We start from the raw sequence: 17,388 nt of genomic DNA, 5'->3' as shown, positions 1-17,388 counted from the left end.
TTGTTGATATCGACTTCTTCCTCTACAGACTATCAATGATCTTTGGGTAAACACAGGGTTTTACGGGTGAGCCCATATTTCTGCCAAGCCTTACTCCAAGAGCTTCATCTTTTCGGTCAACCTCTCACAGCGTCTGTCTCTCTTTGTTGAGACACCAGACGATATTCTCGACTTCTGTGCCATGCAGTTTGTGCGCTATCTCAAAGGCAGGACAAGAGCAAATGAGGTGGCGGAATCTTACAACCGGTATTATGCCTTGAAGTTGGACATGGCGAAGAAAGAAGGGAATGGCGGAATACCTGCACGACACGTGCTTAATGAGCAGACTGTCATATTCGACGGCCTGGCAGTATCGATGCTTCATGTCCTCGATGCACACAAACAATTGCCTGAAGAGTTATCTGACTCGGTCGAGCTCCTGTTCGGTAAAAACCATGTCTGGGACTGGCACAAAGTGATTGCTACACTTGGCATCATGGCTGCTGCACTACGCACCAACAGCAAGCCCAGTTATATGGCAGAAGTGACATCGGAGTATTCAAAGGGTGAGGTAATCCTCATGGACTGCATCTTCGAGCATTACAGCTCAGGTGTTGAATCCACCTATTACGATAACCCTCCATTTCCCTCAATTAGGGGACATAAGCTGCCACCGACCCAGACCCCTTCGGTCTCTTCTTCTGCTGAAAACAATGACTATTGAATCACCCTTTATAATAACCATCTCGCCAAAGCGTTTCAGACGCTCCGTACGCACTTCGCTGAATGGAGTTAAGCAACGATAGGCAGCGTGCTTGCACGTGCCACTTTTTTTCAGTCTCGGGAAGCCTAATACCCCGACCTCCTAACGTTGTCGGGAGGGCTGACCAGATAAACAGCAAGCTGGGTCAGAAATGTTCGTCTCTGAGACGATGTTTAACCGACTGAAAAAAAGCTTTGGAGATGGTATTAAAATAACATTTGAATATGAGTAAAGCTGGAAAACAAGTCATGGACATCAAGACCTCCAAGGGACTTGCACAGTCAAGCAACGAAGAGCTGAGGGCATGGACGGACAAGGGATGGGAGCAGGCTATGCGTGAGGGAAACTACGACAGAAGCCGCGAACATCTCAACTTCGAGATCCAGAGGGGTGGCATCGTGACCCCAATAGACAAGAGCCGTCCGTTGACAAGACGTATGGCAGAAAATCTTGCCTCACGTGGCATCAAAGACCCCAACGAGGGACTGGATGAACCACGCTACCGAACAGTGGTCAACTTCATATTCGGTGGCTCTACAGAACGTATGCGTGAGTTAGCCTTTGGCAACCAAGAGGTGGATTTCGAGAGTAAGAAGGGCAATGAGCACATCCGCAGAATGCCAGAGATAGAGGAATGGGCAAAGGACATTTATCGTTTCGTGGCTGACAAATATGGTGAAGAAAACATCATATCGTTCATTGTCCACTGTGACGAGAAAAACCCTCATGTGCATTGTGCGCTTCTTCCTATTGACGAGGAAAAGAAGTTCGCATTCAAGAAAATCTTCCATGGTCAGAACCGTGTTGATTTCAAGAACTACATGCTTGCGCTGCATGATGAGCTGGCTAAGGTGAACGAGAAATGGGGTCTTACAAGAGGGGTGTCGATAACAGAGACTGGTGCCAGGCACCGCTCGACGGAAGAGTACCGGCGATGGCTCGCCAACGAATGTGTGACACTCGAAGCTCAGATGGATAACACCCGAAGGGCTCTGAAAGACCTCAATGTCGAATTGGCTATTGCCCAGAAGAAACAGAAGTCGTTCACCTCAATGATAGAGAATCTGAAGGCAGAGAAGGAGAGGCTGGAGGATGAGCTCCGACCGTTACGTGAACTGCAAGCCAACAGCGATAGCATCAGTGCGGGGATTGCCCGTAAGATTCAGCATCTGGAGCAGCAGAAGGCTTTGGTTGAGACGAAACTGGCAGACAAAGAGAAGAAGCTCGATGAGACTAACCAGTTGCTTGACACTCTCCGCAAGGATAAGGCGGAGATAGAGCTGCAGGCAAGTGAACTGGAAGAGAAAGCCAACAGGTCTGAACTTTCATGGGCTCATAGCATGAGCTATCATCTGAATGGTGTCATCCTTGATACGATGGCACAGGAGTTTACTTCGCGTTTCCCCAAACTGCCAGATGATGTCAAACTCAACTTCGACGGTACACTGCTCATGCAGCTGGCAGAGGAAGGGAACCATGTAGTAAAGGTTGCGCTCAATCTGGTATGTGGCTTCATCGATGATGCTACAACCATCGCTCAGACTCATGGTGGCGGTGGAGGTGGTCCCAGTTCCGGCTGGGGACAACGTCCCGATGAAGATGACCGTGAGTGGGCACGCCGATGCCTGGCCATGGCTCGTAAGATGTGCAAGCCTTCTGTCAGCAGAAAAAAGAAGATGTGACATCAGCTCGTTTGTTTACACCTCGTATTAACAATTAAATCCATAACACAAAATGAGAAAGAAAATTCTTATCATGTCTATGTTCTGCCTTGCAGCAATGACGATAAAGGCAGAACCTGTCCACCAGTATGAGGACAGTATCATTCATCAGAGATCGTTCAGTCAGGAGCCTATGCTCTTGTCTGGCAATCCTACATATCTCAAGAATGTAAGCGAAGCAGCCAACTGGGGTAGAAATTGGTTCATCGAAGTAAAGGGCGGGGCTTCTGCTTTTCTTGGGTCGCCCATCGGTTGTGGGGATGTGTTCGACAGAGTGAAGCCTGCATTGCAGGTGGGACTCGGCAAGTGGTTCACACCCGCAATCGGTGGACGTATAGGATTCCAAGGACTGTCATTCAAGAATGCTGAGTTCAAAAGCATGAAATATCAGTTCATTCACGCTGACTTCATGTATAACCTGGCATCCGGCATACGCTGTAACGAGAATGGAATACCTCTTTGGGATGTGATACCATATCTTGGAGTTGGTATGATACACAACTCTGACTGGTCGGGCTCTTGTACTTGCAAAGGAGGTTCAAGTGGCAGCCATCCGTTCGCCTTCTCATACGGCATCGAGGCACGATACCGCCTCAGTGACCGTCTTCATCTCGTTGCTGGGATAAGCGGAATGACAACAGCCAAAAACTTTGATGACATCGGCACCTCAACAAAATTCGGAGACCACATGCTTACTGTCTCAGCAGGTCTGTCCTTTACCATTGGCAAGACAGGATGGAAGCGTGTCATTGACGCTGCTCCCTATATTGAGGAAAATGTATATCTGAGAGACTATATCGACCAGATGAAAATGGAGAATGCCCGTCTTCAAAAACGACTGGCTGGAGAAGATGATGTCAAAACCATCTATCCGAAAAACAGCTACAGCGGTCTCAACTCTCTCCGTGCCCGTCTCTCCATGTCTGGCTCTTCAAACTTACAGGATAGCAACATGGACTCTGAGGATTGGAAAGCGGATGGCAATAGCAAGAATGAGGGGTTGACAGATGAAGATGGTCACACTAACCAGATAAGAATAGGTTTGGGAACACCTGTGTATTTCTTCTTTCAAATCAACTCGGACAAACTCGTTGACGATTCTCAAATGGTCAATCTCGATGAGATTGCGCGTATCGCAAAGGATGAGAATCTGAAAGTGTCAATATCAGGTGCAGCAGACAGTGCTACAGGTACTCAGTCAGGAAACCAGGAACTCGGCCAACGACGTGCCAACTATATTGCCAAGTCTCTCGTGGAACGTGGTATAAAAGACTCCCAGATACAGATTAAGAACTATGGCGGTATAGACAAGTACGAAGCGAATGAAGCCAACCGATTCACTATCGTGATACTGTCCAAGTAGCCTATGCTTGAAGCAGGCGTTCAGTCGTGTGTTAATGAATACATGTACACACTTATACATGTGTACATATTCACTGACAATGCCTGTTCCATGAATATAGAACGCACTAATAACTTTTTTTCATCATAACAGGGTGCTTGCTCGTGATGAGTAGGCACTCTTTTTATATGGTGACAACGTGAGCATAAATCAAAGTCAAGTATTTCAGAAGATAATCAAAGGCGAAAAATCAATGCATAACAGCCTTGTTATTATGTATTGTGAAGAGAGAAATCTCGAAATATAGTGTTAAATGAATGGTTTTTGCTAACCTATACACTATTTTGGCATACCTTGCATTATACCTTTGCCAAAAAATTGAAAATCAGAAGATATTATGACACCAGAATATTTGGTTATCAATTGTCTGTTTTGGGATGGTACCAGCGATTACAATAATCGGATAATCAATCTAGCTAAAGATTATCTTGACAAAACCGATGAGCCCACGGTTACAGGGTTCAACAACTATATTATTCATAACAATTAAATTACAAGCATTATGCCTCAAATGATCAGTTATGGCGGAGAACTTATTCGTATCTCGCCTAAAGACAGCAAAAAGCTGGAGTATTCAAAGAACAACGGTCTTTCATGGAACGTACGTTGTGGTGGTAGCGGAAACTACGGCAAGTTCATTGATTTGATGGACAACGGTAAGGAGATTCTTGCTACAACAGAGAAAGGCCTGTTCTATTCGACAAACAAAGGGCTTTCGTGGAATGTTCGCAAACGCGGCTAACATGAAGAACCTGTTTTTCGAAAATCCAAATGATGCAGACATCGTGGAGATAGGAGAAATCTTCTATCTCCACGATGCCATCATTCCGATAGACTCATCTGATATAAAAGAGGTGTTGGAAGGTGCTGATAATGCAATTGTCCTTCATGGCAAAGCTACAGGACATAATCGTTGCGCAGATGCTATCGAGGATGCAGTACTACATACATGTGCTATTGCAAAAGATTATGACCTTTTTTCTGCTAGCAGCGTTGTTATTTACATTAGAAGCCCCAAACAGGAACCTATGCTGATGAGTGAGAATGAAGCCATCAACACATTTGTACAGATGTTCACACCTGCAACCCAATGGCGTTGGGGGCTTGAAGAGAGTAATGGAACTGCTGAAATGAGAGTAACAATAATAGCTTCAAACATAAAGAAGAAATAGAAATGACTATAAAAGAGACTTTGATTGACCTCTTTTTAAAGGTGAGGAGATCAAGAATAGCGAACTAAACCACAAAAGTTTTGGCGGTTTATGATTCGATTTGCAATAATCCAAGCATTATGTATCATCCTAATGATGGCATATATCGAAATAGGGCATGATAAAGGCTGGAAGCGAGCAGATGTTTGGTACACCTGCCTGCATACACACAATCATTTCCCTTGGCAAAATTAAATTCGATTACATGTTTTTAATAGGCATCTATTATGGTTGAAGAAATAAAAAAAGTTGAAAACGGATTCAGTATTACTACAGATAAGGGCGAGTTCTTCCTTGATTTCAGTAAGATGAATGAGATTATAGGCTTCAAAGATGACGTTGTTTTTGGGCATGGGGATGGAAATCTTGTGTCCTTGAACATTGTAACAGATGACTATGAACTATGGACACCATATAAAGATAAACCATATAAGTTATTCGAGATTGAGTTATGTACAAGCTTATGTTATTTTCAGTGTGAAACAGAGGATGAAGAAGAAGTATATGAGCCAGTATTTGAATACCTCAAGAAATGTCCAACATGTAACTATATACAGGAGCTGACAGCTCTTCTAATCAACGAGTACATAAAAACTCAGGATGAAGAAGAAGCTGGATATGGTCTCTCTGAGTTATTTCCGCCAGATTACATTTCACCTGAAGATTCTTCAAATCTGCACCATAAATATAATCCCGAGTTTGAATATGTGTTGCAGCTTGCAAGAATGATTGTAGAATTAGAGGATAAATAGCTGATTTGTATGACCGATAAAGATATTTACATATATGTCGAAGAAATCAGGAATGGGAAAGATCCTTTTTCTTGTTGGGCATATAATCATATACTTATTTCACTAAAGGAGTGGAAGGATGTGATGTATGACTTCTCTACATCAAGTTGTTACAACGATGATTTTTATCATGAAGTAGGTATTAACCTTGATTATTATTGGTTATTAGAATGTAAAAACAACCAAGAGATGACAATGTTATTACGCTCCTGGTATAACAAACAGATACACAACAATGCGTAAATCAACAAAATATCAATGTGCTTCAAGCAATGTTACTCCATTAGGTTCGGTTTACACACAAGATGTGCCTGACAAGAAGCAATTTGTGTCTTTTCAGTTATAAAAACGCTGATCTACACAATAAAATTAAAGATATGCCGTTTTATTTCATAGGTTATGTGTACCTTTGCAATATCATAATCAAGAACAAAAATATGATTGAAAAAATGAATCTTCAAACGAGAATATTTGATTGGGCAGAAAAAGCTGTGTCATCGTACCTTGAATTGGTTCACGATGGCTTTAATTATGGCTTCTATACCCAGTCAGATTTGAGAACGATTTCAGAATCTCCAGATTACTTCATTATACAGATTAATCCTGGTAGTGGAGGTTGTTACGAAGCTCAAATCAATAATTCTGGTTGGCATCTGGATGGTCATGATATGGACGCCCCTCATTTTATTCAAGGAAACTATTTTTGCGAATCAGGAAAAGAATCATCTTGGAAAAGAAGGTGCGAATGGAATAATTTTAATAAGCTCAGATCCTTATTTTCTTTGACACCGGGACATAATCCTTTAGACAATGAACAAAGATTTGTGCTGACCAACGCCTCTTGCTTTAACACGCCCACTGCACCAGAAGTATACAAAACACTTCCATACACCATACCTATTCTTATGAAATTGATAGAGGTTGTTAAACCAAAGCGAATTATCGTACTTGGATGCAAATTACCTCCATATCTCAAACAAACAGAAAAATCCGTTGTAATTAATGAATCTCCATATAAGAGGATAAAATATGGAGCAATAAAGGGTATTGAAACTCTATATATTGACCATCCAAGTGCAAGATTCTCAAAGAAAGATACAAAACAAATATTGTCGTTATGGGATAGTCTTTCTTTGAACGAGATTATGAATAAAGCCGTTAGTTTAGGAGTTACCCCTTCATCAACGAAAGTCACTCGCAAACTAAATAGACAAAACGTAGAGGAGTTGATTAACAAACATTATGGTTATTGCTCGAATGATTCACAACATCCATATTGGCATTTCCCATTAGGGGATGCGCATCGTCTCTGTGTTTACGGGAAAAAGAATCTGGTTTATGTGTTCTGTTCAAATAATGAAATAATAGAGCATCCAGAATTTCAGAACATCTGTAATGTTTGGCGAACTAAGTATTGTTTTGAACAGCACGATAGAAACAAACATTTTATTGGTATTCGCAAAATAAGTGATTACACAGAAATAGGCGAACAAGCAGCCGCAGATGCAATAATTGAGGCATTTGACGCTTTTATAGCGGAAGTTCGCTCTCTTGACTTTTATTAAAACATCCATATCCGTTTAATTGTAAAATATACTGATTATGCCAGCAAACCAATTCGGACGATACGTGTGGCTTGTAGATACACTACGTCACTACAAACATCTTTCCTACAAGGAAATCAATGATAAGTGGCAGAAGAGTGGATTGAGCTATGGAGATGGCGACGACCTTCCCCTGCGCACATTCCATAATCATCGTAAGGCTATACAGGACATATTCAATATCATCATAGAACTTGACCCTGATGTTAAGGGTTACAAGTATCACATAATGAACCCTCGCGAACTGGAGGGTGATCATTTTCGCAGTTGGCTGATTGACTCCTATGCTACACTTAATCAGATACAGGCAGATAGCAAGTTGAAAGACCGCGTAGAGTTTGAGGAAATACCTTCAGGCAACACATGGCTAACCCTGTTTATGCAAGCTATGCGTGAAAATAAAGTGATGGAGATAACCCATCAAGGCTTCGGAAAGGATTATGCGAATACGTTTGAGATTGAGCCTTATTGTCTTAAAGTGGTAAAACGACGCTGGTATATCATAGCAAACAATCCATATTACGTTTGCCTCAACAAGAAACACAAGGGAGAAGAAGGTTATTCTCCTCGTAAGGAGATACGTGTTTACGGATTAGACCGGATCTCAGAAGCCTCGATTCTTGACAAGAACTTCGTAATGAGAAAGAACTTCGACGTGAAGAAATTCTACAAAGGTTGTACAGGCATCATACCAAGTGATGACCCTATAGAACACGTGGTTCTAAGAGCATATTGGAACGCCCCTGACTATCTCAGGACATTGCCACTGCATGAGTCCCAGAAGGAACTTCAAAGTGATGAGGAATCAACAACGTTCTCTTATGACGTGAAGCTGACTTATGATTTTATGCAACTGATAATGCAACAAGGCGATCAGGTCGAAATCTTGGAGCCAAAGAAACTTCGTGACCAGATGCGCAACCTTGCTAAAACCTTGACATCATATTACAAGTAGCAATATGGAAATGAATGAAATGAACAAACAACTATTGGAACTATACTCTGACATTCATCCTATTCTTTCTGATGCAGTCGGACAATGGAACGATGATGCTTCCCATGGCATAAGAATCTCAAATCCGTGGCTTCTTCATGTTTCCGACAGATATGCCAATGCTGCCAAGCGTGTTATGTTGATTGGACAGGAACCATGGGGATGGAAGGGGCAATACTCTAATGAGAAATCTGCTGAATGGTTGATGGAAAAGTATCGTGTTTTCATTGAACATCAGACAACAAAAGGTAACTATCGCCCTTCTCCCATATGGAATCTTTACCGTAATATAATTGAGTGGGGAAGGGAATCAAACACCCATGTTATCTCAAATAACATTGGCAAACTGTGCTATGTGAAGAAGAATAAAGATGGCAAATGGGAAGCTGGCACACATGGTTTCCACGAGACGGTAAACAGGCTCATGATTCCAATATTCCGCAAGGAGATAGAAATATGCCAACCTGATATTATTATCTTTGTTTGTGGAAAAGATTACGAACACAAATACATTAGGGAATGGCTGGGTGATTATGAAGCCGTCGGTGTCGAGGGAATTTCAAAAGAGAAACTTGCTGAACTTAGGTTCAATGATTCGTCGCTTCATCTTCCAAAGGTGATAAGAACCTATCATCCAAGATACCTGCAAATGAATAAGAACAAAACAAATTGGGGTAAAGAGATTTACTCTATTTTGGAAAAAGCAATTCGTGATTTATGACTGATGGATTAGATTTCATAGCAATAGACTTTGAGACAGCTACAGGTAAAAGATCTTCAATATGTGAAGCCGGAATCAGTGTTGTTAAAGATGGTAAGGTCGTGGAAACCAAATCGTGGTTGGTACGTCCTGAAGATAATGCGTATTCCTACTGGAACATCCAAATTCATGGGATTCATCCAGAAGATACAGAAAATGCTCCAGAGTTTCCAGAGGTATGGGCTGAGATACTTGAATATCTTACTGACACACCAGTACTTGTTGCACACAATGCGGCATTTGACATTTCTTGTATTCGAAAATCTTTGGAGTTCTATAATCTTGATACTCCTGAAGTTGACTACTATTGCTCACTTCGTGCAGCTCGTCATAATTATGACTTTGGATGCAATTCCCTTGGTTATCTTTGCAAACAGTTTGATATACCGGAAGGTAAGCACCACCGTGCAGGCGATGATGCGGAAATGTGTGCCAGACTGTTTCTTAGAGAAATCAAAGATGCAGGATGGTGTGAGTTGAAAGAGATGGATTATTGTTACGGAAAATTGTAAGGCATTTGTAATATGGTAGAAGTTATAAGATTATCCAACAGACTATTTCAGTGTAAACTTGATGGATTACATGAATGTATCATGTTTTCCAACCAAGTATCTGATATAATGGTAAGGCATTTTGCACAGCGGCCATTCCATCTGAATGTCATTGAGGCGGCTTGCCGTGGACGCTTCAAAGAAACAGGTCATAGTCTTGTTCTTGCAGACATGCTAAAGCATCTATATATTCAGTCTTCTTTTCTGAGCACTTTCTTAGGACTTCAACACGAGTACATGAAGGTGACACGAGAGACTGATAGAGTGGATGTCTCTCTTAAAAGCGATGATATGTTCGTTATTATTGAAAACAAGGTCAATGCGGCAGAAGAACAAGAAAATCAAGTGTATCGGTATGTACACGAGATAGGTATGGAGAAGTATGGATATGATATGTCACAAATATATGTTGTATATCTTAATCCTACAAATCGCATACCTCCATCAGAATATTCCTTGTGCGATGACAACAATGAAAATAATGTTTTTGAGGACCTGGGGGAGGGCCATTATACAATACAATCCTATAAATACGATATTACGAGTTGGCTTCGAGAACTCTCTATTGACAACGAACCGCATATCTCCAGTGCATTGGATCAGTACATAGATTTTTTAGAAAATAAGTTTCACACATCACCATTAGACAAGAATATGAATAACGAAATCAAACAATTTCTTTTGAAAGAACTTCAGATTGAAGGCAAATCTTATAATGAGCAGATAGCAGCTCTTGATAACCAGCATGAAAAGGTTAGTGAATTATTGGATGCCATTGACAACCTCAAAATCGAACTAAAGAAAAAGCAATCACATACAATGATGAGGGAGTGGCAAGGTCAAATAGAAAAACAATTAGGAATCGTACTTGCCAAAGATGAACATTCGTTCGGCATCCAACTCAACAATAAGGTATGGTTGGGCGTTTGGGACGGATATGACTCTGAGAACTATCTGCCTTACTGGGGATTCCAGTTTAATGGTTATAAAAAGGATAGTATGCCAGAGTTGTCTGACCAAATCAAGCCTATCGTAAAAAATGCAGGTATAGAACGTTACAAGGAAGAAAAAGGCTGGGTTGCATGGTATTCAACTCAAAATGGTGTACAGAGATTTATGTCTCTGTATCAAGTTAGTAAACAATCTGGTCTTTTATGATTCTCAAAAAGCAACTATAATAAGCTATTAATATGAAGAAGTTTTTTTTATTTACGCTAATTGCGTTTGCAACAAGTGCATTTGCACAAGAACATCCCACTGTCACCTATGATGGAGGAGACCTGTATTTTGTACCTGCAAAACTCACATCAAAAGGTATAGCCTTTATGTACTCGTTGAGAAGTGATTGGGAAACAGGTAAAACTTGGGTAACCATTTTTGACGATCAAGTACAGGTAGTAAAACAAGTCGAAATTGAACCGGAAGTCCTGAATTATCAGGTACGAACCATAACCAGCCAGAGAAGGTTCTTTGTGAAAAGTGGTGTAACTCGTGCCGCTGGTGATACAGAGGAAGGGTATTTCCTTGATGATGACTGGACTGTTATTAGCGATGTGACAGAAAATAAAACGGAAGTCAACAGAGAGATAGAGGGTTTTGAAGTGTACGAGGACAATAACAACTACCATTCTCGCTATATGTATTTATCACAGACATTGTTTGACAACGATGAAGATTTTGAGTTTCTCCGTACTCACTATGAGATTATGCCCTTGTCATATTGCGCAGCGGACGATCCTACCTCTGGACTAATCTCCATGGAGCGTCCAAGCATTGGGGGTGAAGAATGTGATGAAATTACACGAGACTATGACTACGAATTGGGAGGGGAAGTATTCACTCTAAAGAGATATAAGGTATGTGGAGGTACTAAGATGACAGGTACAGATATTATATCCTTAGATGGCACAGTAAAGAAATCTCTAAATGCAATAACTTCTTTTGGTACTGTTGTTGCAATCAATGGCAATTATTATGTAACAGGTTATGACCATACAACCTCAAAATATGGATTGTATAAAATTGCTTCGGTTACTTCTTCGTTAGCCAAGGTCGCCGATATTAGTTCTGAGACTGGTGATAATTTCACATATAATCTGTCTGGATTTCGAGTAAAAGACGACACAAAAGGCATAGTCATAAGAAATGGCATTAAGCACTTGAATAGATAATCATTCAATAGAATATCAATAAACCTTTTGTTTGCTTTTCTTATCATTATTTTAGTAATAAACAAAGAGTATTAGATGTGATAATAGGGATAAATAAATATGATTGACAAATGGGAGATATAACTGCACCGTATGACTACGCTTTTTCTGCAATCATTGCAAGAGAACTATTGGCAAAGACGGAAGGTAACATCGTCTTCTCGCCCGTTGGCTTATGCCGTATGCTTGAAATGCTTCAGGAAGGAATGGATTATGACAGCCCTATCTATGAACGGGTTAATCAACTTATCCTTGGGTTTAATAGCAATCTGGAACCCAGCTATGATGAGAACTTTAGGCTGGAGCACGCATCAAGTATCTGGTATAACAAGTCAATGGGCATCATCCATGAGGATTATATTGACGTACTTGAACATGGTTACGAAGCAGAGGCTCATCATGCCAACTTTGCTCAGAAGGAGCATGTGAAACAGAACATAGACAAATGGGTATCTGACAACACCCACCAGATGATAAAGTCTCTCGACACGGAAATCAGTCAGGATGCCTTGATGCTTGTACTTGATGCCATCTACATGAATGGGAAATGGGAATCTCCGTTCGACCCTGACTATACTGAAACGGACACATTCTATAACGAAGATGGTTCAGAGACAGACGTGGAGATGATGTATCAGAACATTGAAGAGGCAGAATATGCTGAGACAGAAAAATATCAGGTCATTCGTCTGCCTTATCGGGATCATGCACATAGCATGGTCTTGGTGCTGCCAAAAGAGGGAATAAGCATTGAGAGCATTATGGAAACGGCTGATTGGGTGGACGATGAGACCGACATTTGCGAAGTTGATTTTTACATGCCACGCTTCCGATTCGACAACACGCTATCATTGGAAGATGTTCTGCGTGAGTTGGGACTTGGAGACATGTTTGACAAGGATGATTGCTTCCCAAAGATAACAGACGAACCTGCGCATATCAGTCAGATAAAGCAGCAGTGCGTCATCAATGTGGAGGAAGAAGGTACTGAAGCTGCCGCTCTGACCATAGCAGAATGCGAGGTGGGTTGTCCACCGCCAGACGAAATGCCTGAACCAGTGACCATGAAACTTGACAGACCATTTGCGTTTGCAATAACAGGCGAATATGATGAATTGCTCTTTATGGGTGTCGTAAGGAACATGGAATAACACAATCAGCCGCAAGACAACACATCTTGCGGCTGATAATCTTTCCTTGACATGAAAAACTTTACCGATGAAAGGCTGATTTAGCTACATGCTCTTCTTGCTGATATTCCTTCATGTCCTGGAGTTGTTCATGTACTCCCTGAATGTTCATGTCCATGGATTGGTCGTGGTCGTAGGGAAATGAATGCTTAACAGATAATCCGATATTTGTTACGGTTCCAACATCTATGCTGTCCTTCTCCTTGTTGTACTGAAGATAGAGGAGAGAATCATTAGGCATGTGTAAGATGGGGAGCTTACGTGTAGCCATTCCAGTAAATGCCTCATGGGTCATTTCCCGTGCAACCTCCTTCACATCCTCACTGGCACGACCGATGCCATAGCGTGTTATATGATTGCGGACATCCTGCTCTGAATACTTGGCAAATACTTCATAAGTACCTCCCACGCTACCATTATACACCACGGCGAAGTCCTTGTCCTCAATCAGCAGGTCATCGCCCCTGTTTTGACATGGTTTCTTATAGGTCTGCTCTTCATCCATGCCGTTTCCGTCATAGTAATTCTTGGCAAGTCTCAGCAGTCCATCATAGTCACCGCGCTCTTTCAGCTTGTCCAATTCCGAGGTGTCATCGGTCGATTGCAGGTAGGCAACGGACGCATAATAGACTTTCTCTTTCATTTCGGAAGGTTCCATCTGACTTTTGTATTGAGCAAAAGCCTCCTGAAAGTTTCGGTCAAGGTCTTTGGTGTGGTCATAGGGAAGGGTGAACTTTACCTCCAGTCCTTTATCCGTTGGGACAGCGACTTTCACAGAGTCCTCCTTCTCGTGATGCTGGATGTACACCGCGGAACCATTATAGGCTAAGACAGCATGGTCTCCGTCCTCTACAGACAGATAGCTTTTTCCATTTCCGTTATCCTGCCTGACGGATTCTTCCTTCTCAATCTCCAACGCCATCTTGTCAATGTGCTGTGTGAGCATCGAACTGGCTTTTTTCACGTCCATCAACGTGGTCTTTATGAACTGAGGAGACTCTTTCAGTGAGTCAAGCCAGGATTTCAGATAGGCAGCGGAATCACCCTTCAGATGCTTGGTCATACCGTATCGCTGTGCTGTCAATGCAGCAGTCAGTTCAGCCACCAGTTCCTCCCGGGCATACTCTTCAGAACCGAAAGATGTAGGTTTGATACGGTTCAACTGCCCCTCTGCACCTGTGGAATGGGTCATTTCGTGAAAGAGATTGGAGTAGAATGATTCCCCATCCTTGAACTGCTTCTTCTCTGGCACAACAATCTCATTCTTGCTGATGGAATAGTATGCCGAGTCGCCATAGATGGGCTTTATGGGACAAATCCACCCGTTCTCTTTAATCATCTTATCCACAGGTTGGAATGAGAAGTCTTCGCCCATTTCCATCGGTTTTGACTGCCTACATGATTCCTCGATTTTCTTGTACAGCTCGGGACGTGCTTCCTGAAGATTGGTCTGCGAAACATTGAAGACATTGTAAACCTGCAATTTTGGATATACATTATACTTCTGTCTCTGTTCCTCTGACATCAGTCTATAGTCGTCATACTTCACCCTCTCCTTGGTCTCTTTGTCCACAACAGTAAAGGTCGTGATAAAGACAGGGAAACTCTTCTCGCCTTTTAAAATGCTTACCTGTGGCAACGCTTCACCACCACTGCCTTTCGCCTGCTGTCTCTTGCCTTGCTTGTCCTTGGTGAAGTTGAGCCCGGCGACACGGTCAAAAGTACAGAAAATCGGGAGCTTGTACCCATTCTTCTCGCAGTGCATCATAAGCATCAAGGCGTTCATGCCGTTGTATTCACGTCCAGAAAGGTTCTTTGGCCATGACAGCGAGCCCTCGGTGAACCAGGGCTTCTTCCAACCATCTTTGCTGCTCAGCGACTTGATGCGTTCAATCATCATGTCGGCAAAGAGATCGAGAGCCCTGTCTTCACTGGTCTTTCCATCTGTATTGTATTTCTTTTGTCCTGTCATATCAGTTTCGTTTAGTTAGACTGATTGGTAGATTTCTCCCACTGTGTGAGTTCTGTCACACGGCAAGTCAGGTCTATGCGGTCATTGAAGACTCCTATTTGCAGGTCTCCCTTGGCATTGATGCCAGCTTTTGCCTGTACCCATTCTTCTTTTGCTGAACCGAACTGCATGAAACGCACCCATGTGTAAGCGTAAGCATCACCGTCTTTCTCACTGCTGTAAGCTGAGAACAGAGTATAGGGATTGCCCTTCTTGTCCGTCTTCACATCAACCTGTTTCCCGATGGTACCACGGAACTCCATGCTGCCAGTGATAGCGTCCTGACTACTGGCGTTGAAGTTGTTCACACCTGTAGCGGAGAGGTTGTAATAGACGATATCCCCTTTCTTGTGAAACTGGAGTACACCAGCCACCTCGATGCGTGAACCAACAGGATAATTGACGGCTTCGCCTTGGCTGTCCGTGTCTTTGGCAACACTGATTTCAATCGTCTTGTTGATGCCTGATTTGGCAGGGATAACGACTTTCACTCCGAACGAGATGAATTGTTTCCCTTCTTTGTGGGCACGAATCTGCGCCTGGCGTGATACGGTGCCACATACTGTTACGTTACATTTGATCATAATAGAATTGTTTTGTTGTACGAATTATCTGATTTGAACTGATTCTTGTCTGTCTGCCTGAGCACCCATGCCATTCTCATAATTCTGAGACATTTGGTGAGAGACAACAGCGGAGTTGATGATGGTGGCAATGGTTCTTCGTTTTTCTTCTTGACTTAACGCTGTGTTGCCAAGGGTCTGCTGTATCTTAACGATTTCTGCATTTGTAAGCTCACGGGAAAACTGCACGCTACCATTGTCCACTTGAAGGAATGGCTTGTTACCCTGTAGAGTGATGGAGCAAATTCTATAAGAGGGAAGAAGAGAGGTGAGGTCGATGGACTTGGTGATGGCAGCTTCCGTTGCCTTCTGCATCTTCTCCTCCTCACTTTTGTTGTCAATCTGCAATGCAAGAGCCATGAGGGAGGTGAACATAGTCATCATGAGTTCTATCACAGGGTCTCCAAGAGGCATGTTAACGCCACTGTCTTCGGAAGAAAGCAGCTTCTTCATCCAGTCCTCTGGATTGCTTGTAACCTCACTGACAGTGTTTCCATCTATAGGATTTTGTGCCTTATACTGGGCTGTAATATCCTTGCCGTTATACAGGGTCTGGAGAATAATTCCTCCTTTCTGAGAAATCTCCGCCAGATAGGCAGCTGGGTCTATATCCCTTTTTGTACCATCAGATGACACACTCTTGACGCTGAAATGAAGGTGCTCGCCTGTTGTCCTTGTGCCAGTATTCCCAGACATGCCAAGTTTTTGTCCCGCATTCACTTCATCGCCAACCTTGACATCAATGCGGCTAAGGTGCATATATGTGCATTGGTACTTGTTGCCATTCGGTCTGCTGTATTCCACAGTGACATAACGACCGGCACCACCATCAGTGTTGTTATTCACCTTGATGACTTTACCTTTGTCTTCTGTAGCAAAGATTTCGTCATGCTTCGCTTGGATGTCAATGCCCTTGTGCATCTGCTTTGCACCAGGATTCATTGGGTCATCCCTCATTCCGAACGGCGAGGTGACAAGCATAAACTCACTGCGCTTCAAGGGATAAGAGTAATGTTTGTTCTCTGAGTCCGTCTCTGCAGTTTGAACTGTCTGTCCTTCGTTGCTACGAGGATTTGTAGCAACACCGAAGGATTTGCCTTGTGCCTGCATCTCCTGCATCACCATGCGGTCATATTTCTGCAAGTCGTTAGCCTCAATGATGCTTTGAAGCGTGGAAGCATACTTGCCGCTGGAAGCATAGCCTGCCTTCTGCAGACCAGCAGTCCATCCCTTGTAGTCGTCTGGAGAGAGTTTGAAGAGGGCTGCATACCGCTTGTTCTCTTTCAGAAACTTGGAGTGGTGCTCATAGGAGTCTCCCACAGAGGCATACTGACAGAACTTCTCATTTGGACGGTCATCGGTATAAACAAGGTATTTGCCTCCGTTCTGAATCCAACTGGAAGTAGCCTTGATGCCGAAATGATTGTTGCCCTTACGAGACAGTTCGCTCTGTCCGCTTGCGCTCTCACAGATGCCTTGTGCCAAGGTAACAGAAGCAGGTATGCCATATCGGCGCATCTGCTCCATGGCATACTCTGCATATTTCTCTATGTATTCTTTGTTCTTTGACATGTCGGT

At 42.7% G+C, this 17,388-nt stretch carries 16 protein-coding genes; 13 read left to right on the top strand and 3 right to left on the bottom strand.

Going from position 1 to position 17,388, the window contains the following annotated elements; translation table 11 throughout:
- Window positions 1-268: 268 nt before the first annotated feature.
- The 13 genes from I6E38_RS07790 to I6E38_RS07730 all read left to right on the top strand — a co-directional run bounded on the left by I6E38_RS07790 (window position 269) and on the right by I6E38_RS07730 (window position 13,137).
- Window positions 269-703 carry a hypothetical protein gene (locus I6E38_RS07790; protein ID WP_235393430.1) on the top strand — a complete coding sequence of 145 codons (435 nt, stop codon included), beginning with the start codon at window positions 269-271 and terminating at the stop codon, window positions 701-703.
- 263 nt (window positions 704-966) lie between these two features.
- Window positions 967-2,424, top strand: a complete 1,458-nt coding sequence (gene mobV / locus I6E38_RS07785) for a MobV family relaxase (RefSeq protein ID WP_235393429.1) — start codon at window positions 967-969, stop codon at window positions 2,422-2,424.
- Between the two features lie 52 nt (window positions 2,425-2,476).
- Entirely contained in the window at window positions 2,477-3,826 is a 1,350-nt protein-coding gene (locus tag I6E38_RS07780) for an OmpA family protein (RefSeq protein ID WP_235393428.1), read from the top strand.
- A 541-nt stretch (window positions 3,827-4,367) separates the two neighbouring features.
- Window positions 4,368-4,607: a hypothetical protein gene (locus I6E38_RS07775; protein ID WP_195483617.1), complete on the top strand. Its 240-nt coding sequence runs from the start codon at window positions 4,368-4,370 to the stop codon at window positions 4,605-4,607.
- A 1-nt stretch (window position 4,608) separates the two neighbouring features.
- On the top strand, window positions 4,609-5,037 hold the full coding sequence (locus I6E38_RS07770; protein WP_195483615.1) for an FtsZ/tubulin family protein: 429 nt from the start codon (window positions 4,609-4,611) through the stop codon (window positions 5,035-5,037).
- Window positions 5,038-5,303: 266 nt separating this feature from the next.
- The gene (locus I6E38_RS07765) at window positions 5,304-5,828 is read left to right on the top strand and encodes a hypothetical protein (RefSeq protein WP_195483613.1); all 525 of its coding nucleotides are present in this window, start codon (window positions 5,304-5,306) and stop codon (window positions 5,826-5,828) included.
- 476 nt (window positions 5,829-6,304) lie between these two features.
- On the top strand, window positions 6,305-7,432 hold the full coding sequence (locus I6E38_RS07760; RefSeq protein WP_195483610.1) for a hypothetical protein: 1,128 nt from the start codon (window positions 6,305-6,307) through the stop codon (window positions 7,430-7,432).
- A 37-nt stretch (window positions 7,433-7,469) separates the two neighbouring features.
- Window positions 7,470-8,426, top strand: coding sequence for a WYL domain-containing protein (locus I6E38_RS07755; protein ID WP_195483608.1), 957 nt, complete (start codon window positions 7,470-7,472; stop codon window positions 8,424-8,426).
- 4 nt (window positions 8,427-8,430) lie between these two features.
- Window positions 8,431-9,186 (top strand): uracil-DNA glycosylase family protein, encoded by a 756-nt coding sequence (locus tag I6E38_RS07750; protein ID WP_195483606.1) that lies wholly within the window; start codon window positions 8,431-8,433, stop codon window positions 9,184-9,186.
- Window positions 9,183-9,737, top strand: a complete 555-nt coding sequence (locus I6E38_RS07745) for a 3'-5' exonuclease (protein ID WP_235393427.1) — start codon at window positions 9,183-9,185, stop codon at window positions 9,735-9,737. Before I6E38_RS07750 ends, I6E38_RS07745 begins: the two co-directional genes overlap by 4 nt.
- A gap of 12 nt (window positions 9,738-9,749) precedes the next feature.
- Complete coding sequence (locus I6E38_RS07740) at window positions 9,750-10,934, top strand: PD-(D/E)XK nuclease family protein (RefSeq protein ID WP_235393426.1); 1,185 nt, start codon at window positions 9,750-9,752, stop codon at window positions 10,932-10,934.
- 32 nt (window positions 10,935-10,966) lie between these two features.
- A complete protein-coding gene (locus tag I6E38_RS07735; RefSeq protein ID WP_235393425.1) occupies window positions 10,967-11,947 on the top strand; it encodes a hypothetical protein in 981 nt (326 codons plus the stop codon).
- Window positions 11,948-12,057: 110 nt separating this feature from the next.
- Window positions 12,058-13,137 carry a serpin family protein gene (locus tag I6E38_RS07730; RefSeq protein ID WP_235393424.1) on the top strand — a complete coding sequence of 360 codons (1,080 nt, stop codon included), beginning with the start codon at window positions 12,058-12,060 and terminating at the stop codon, window positions 13,135-13,137.
- Window positions 13,138-13,198: 61 nt separating this feature from the next.
- Here the strand turns inward: I6E38_RS07730 and I6E38_RS07725 are convergent, their stop codons facing one another.
- Genes I6E38_RS07725 through I6E38_RS07715 form a run of 3 tightly spaced genes read right to left on the bottom strand, consistent with a single transcriptional unit; the run spans window position 13,199 to window position 17,382 of the window.
- Entirely contained in the window at window positions 13,199-15,148 is a 1,950-nt protein-coding gene (locus tag I6E38_RS07725; protein ID WP_235393423.1) for an ArdC family protein, read from the bottom strand.
- Between the two features lie 11 nt (window positions 15,149-15,159).
- The gene (locus tag I6E38_RS07720; RefSeq protein WP_235393422.1) at window positions 15,160-15,771 is read right to left on the bottom strand and encodes a hypothetical protein; all 612 of its coding nucleotides are present in this window, start codon (window positions 15,769-15,771) and stop codon (window positions 15,160-15,162) included.
- A gap of 24 nt (window positions 15,772-15,795) precedes the next feature.
- Window positions 15,796-17,382: a glucosaminidase domain-containing protein gene (locus I6E38_RS07715; RefSeq protein ID WP_235393421.1), complete on the bottom strand. Its 1,587-nt coding sequence runs from the start codon at window positions 17,380-17,382 to the stop codon at window positions 15,796-15,798.
- Between the last annotated feature and the right edge of the window lie 6 nt (window positions 17,383-17,388).

The sequence above is a fragment of the Leyella stercorea genome, from assembly GCF_021531355.1.
Lineage (GTDB): Bacteria > Bacteroidota > Bacteroidia > Bacteroidales > Bacteroidaceae > Prevotella.
This window is presented reverse-complemented; position numbering and strand designations above follow the sequence as displayed.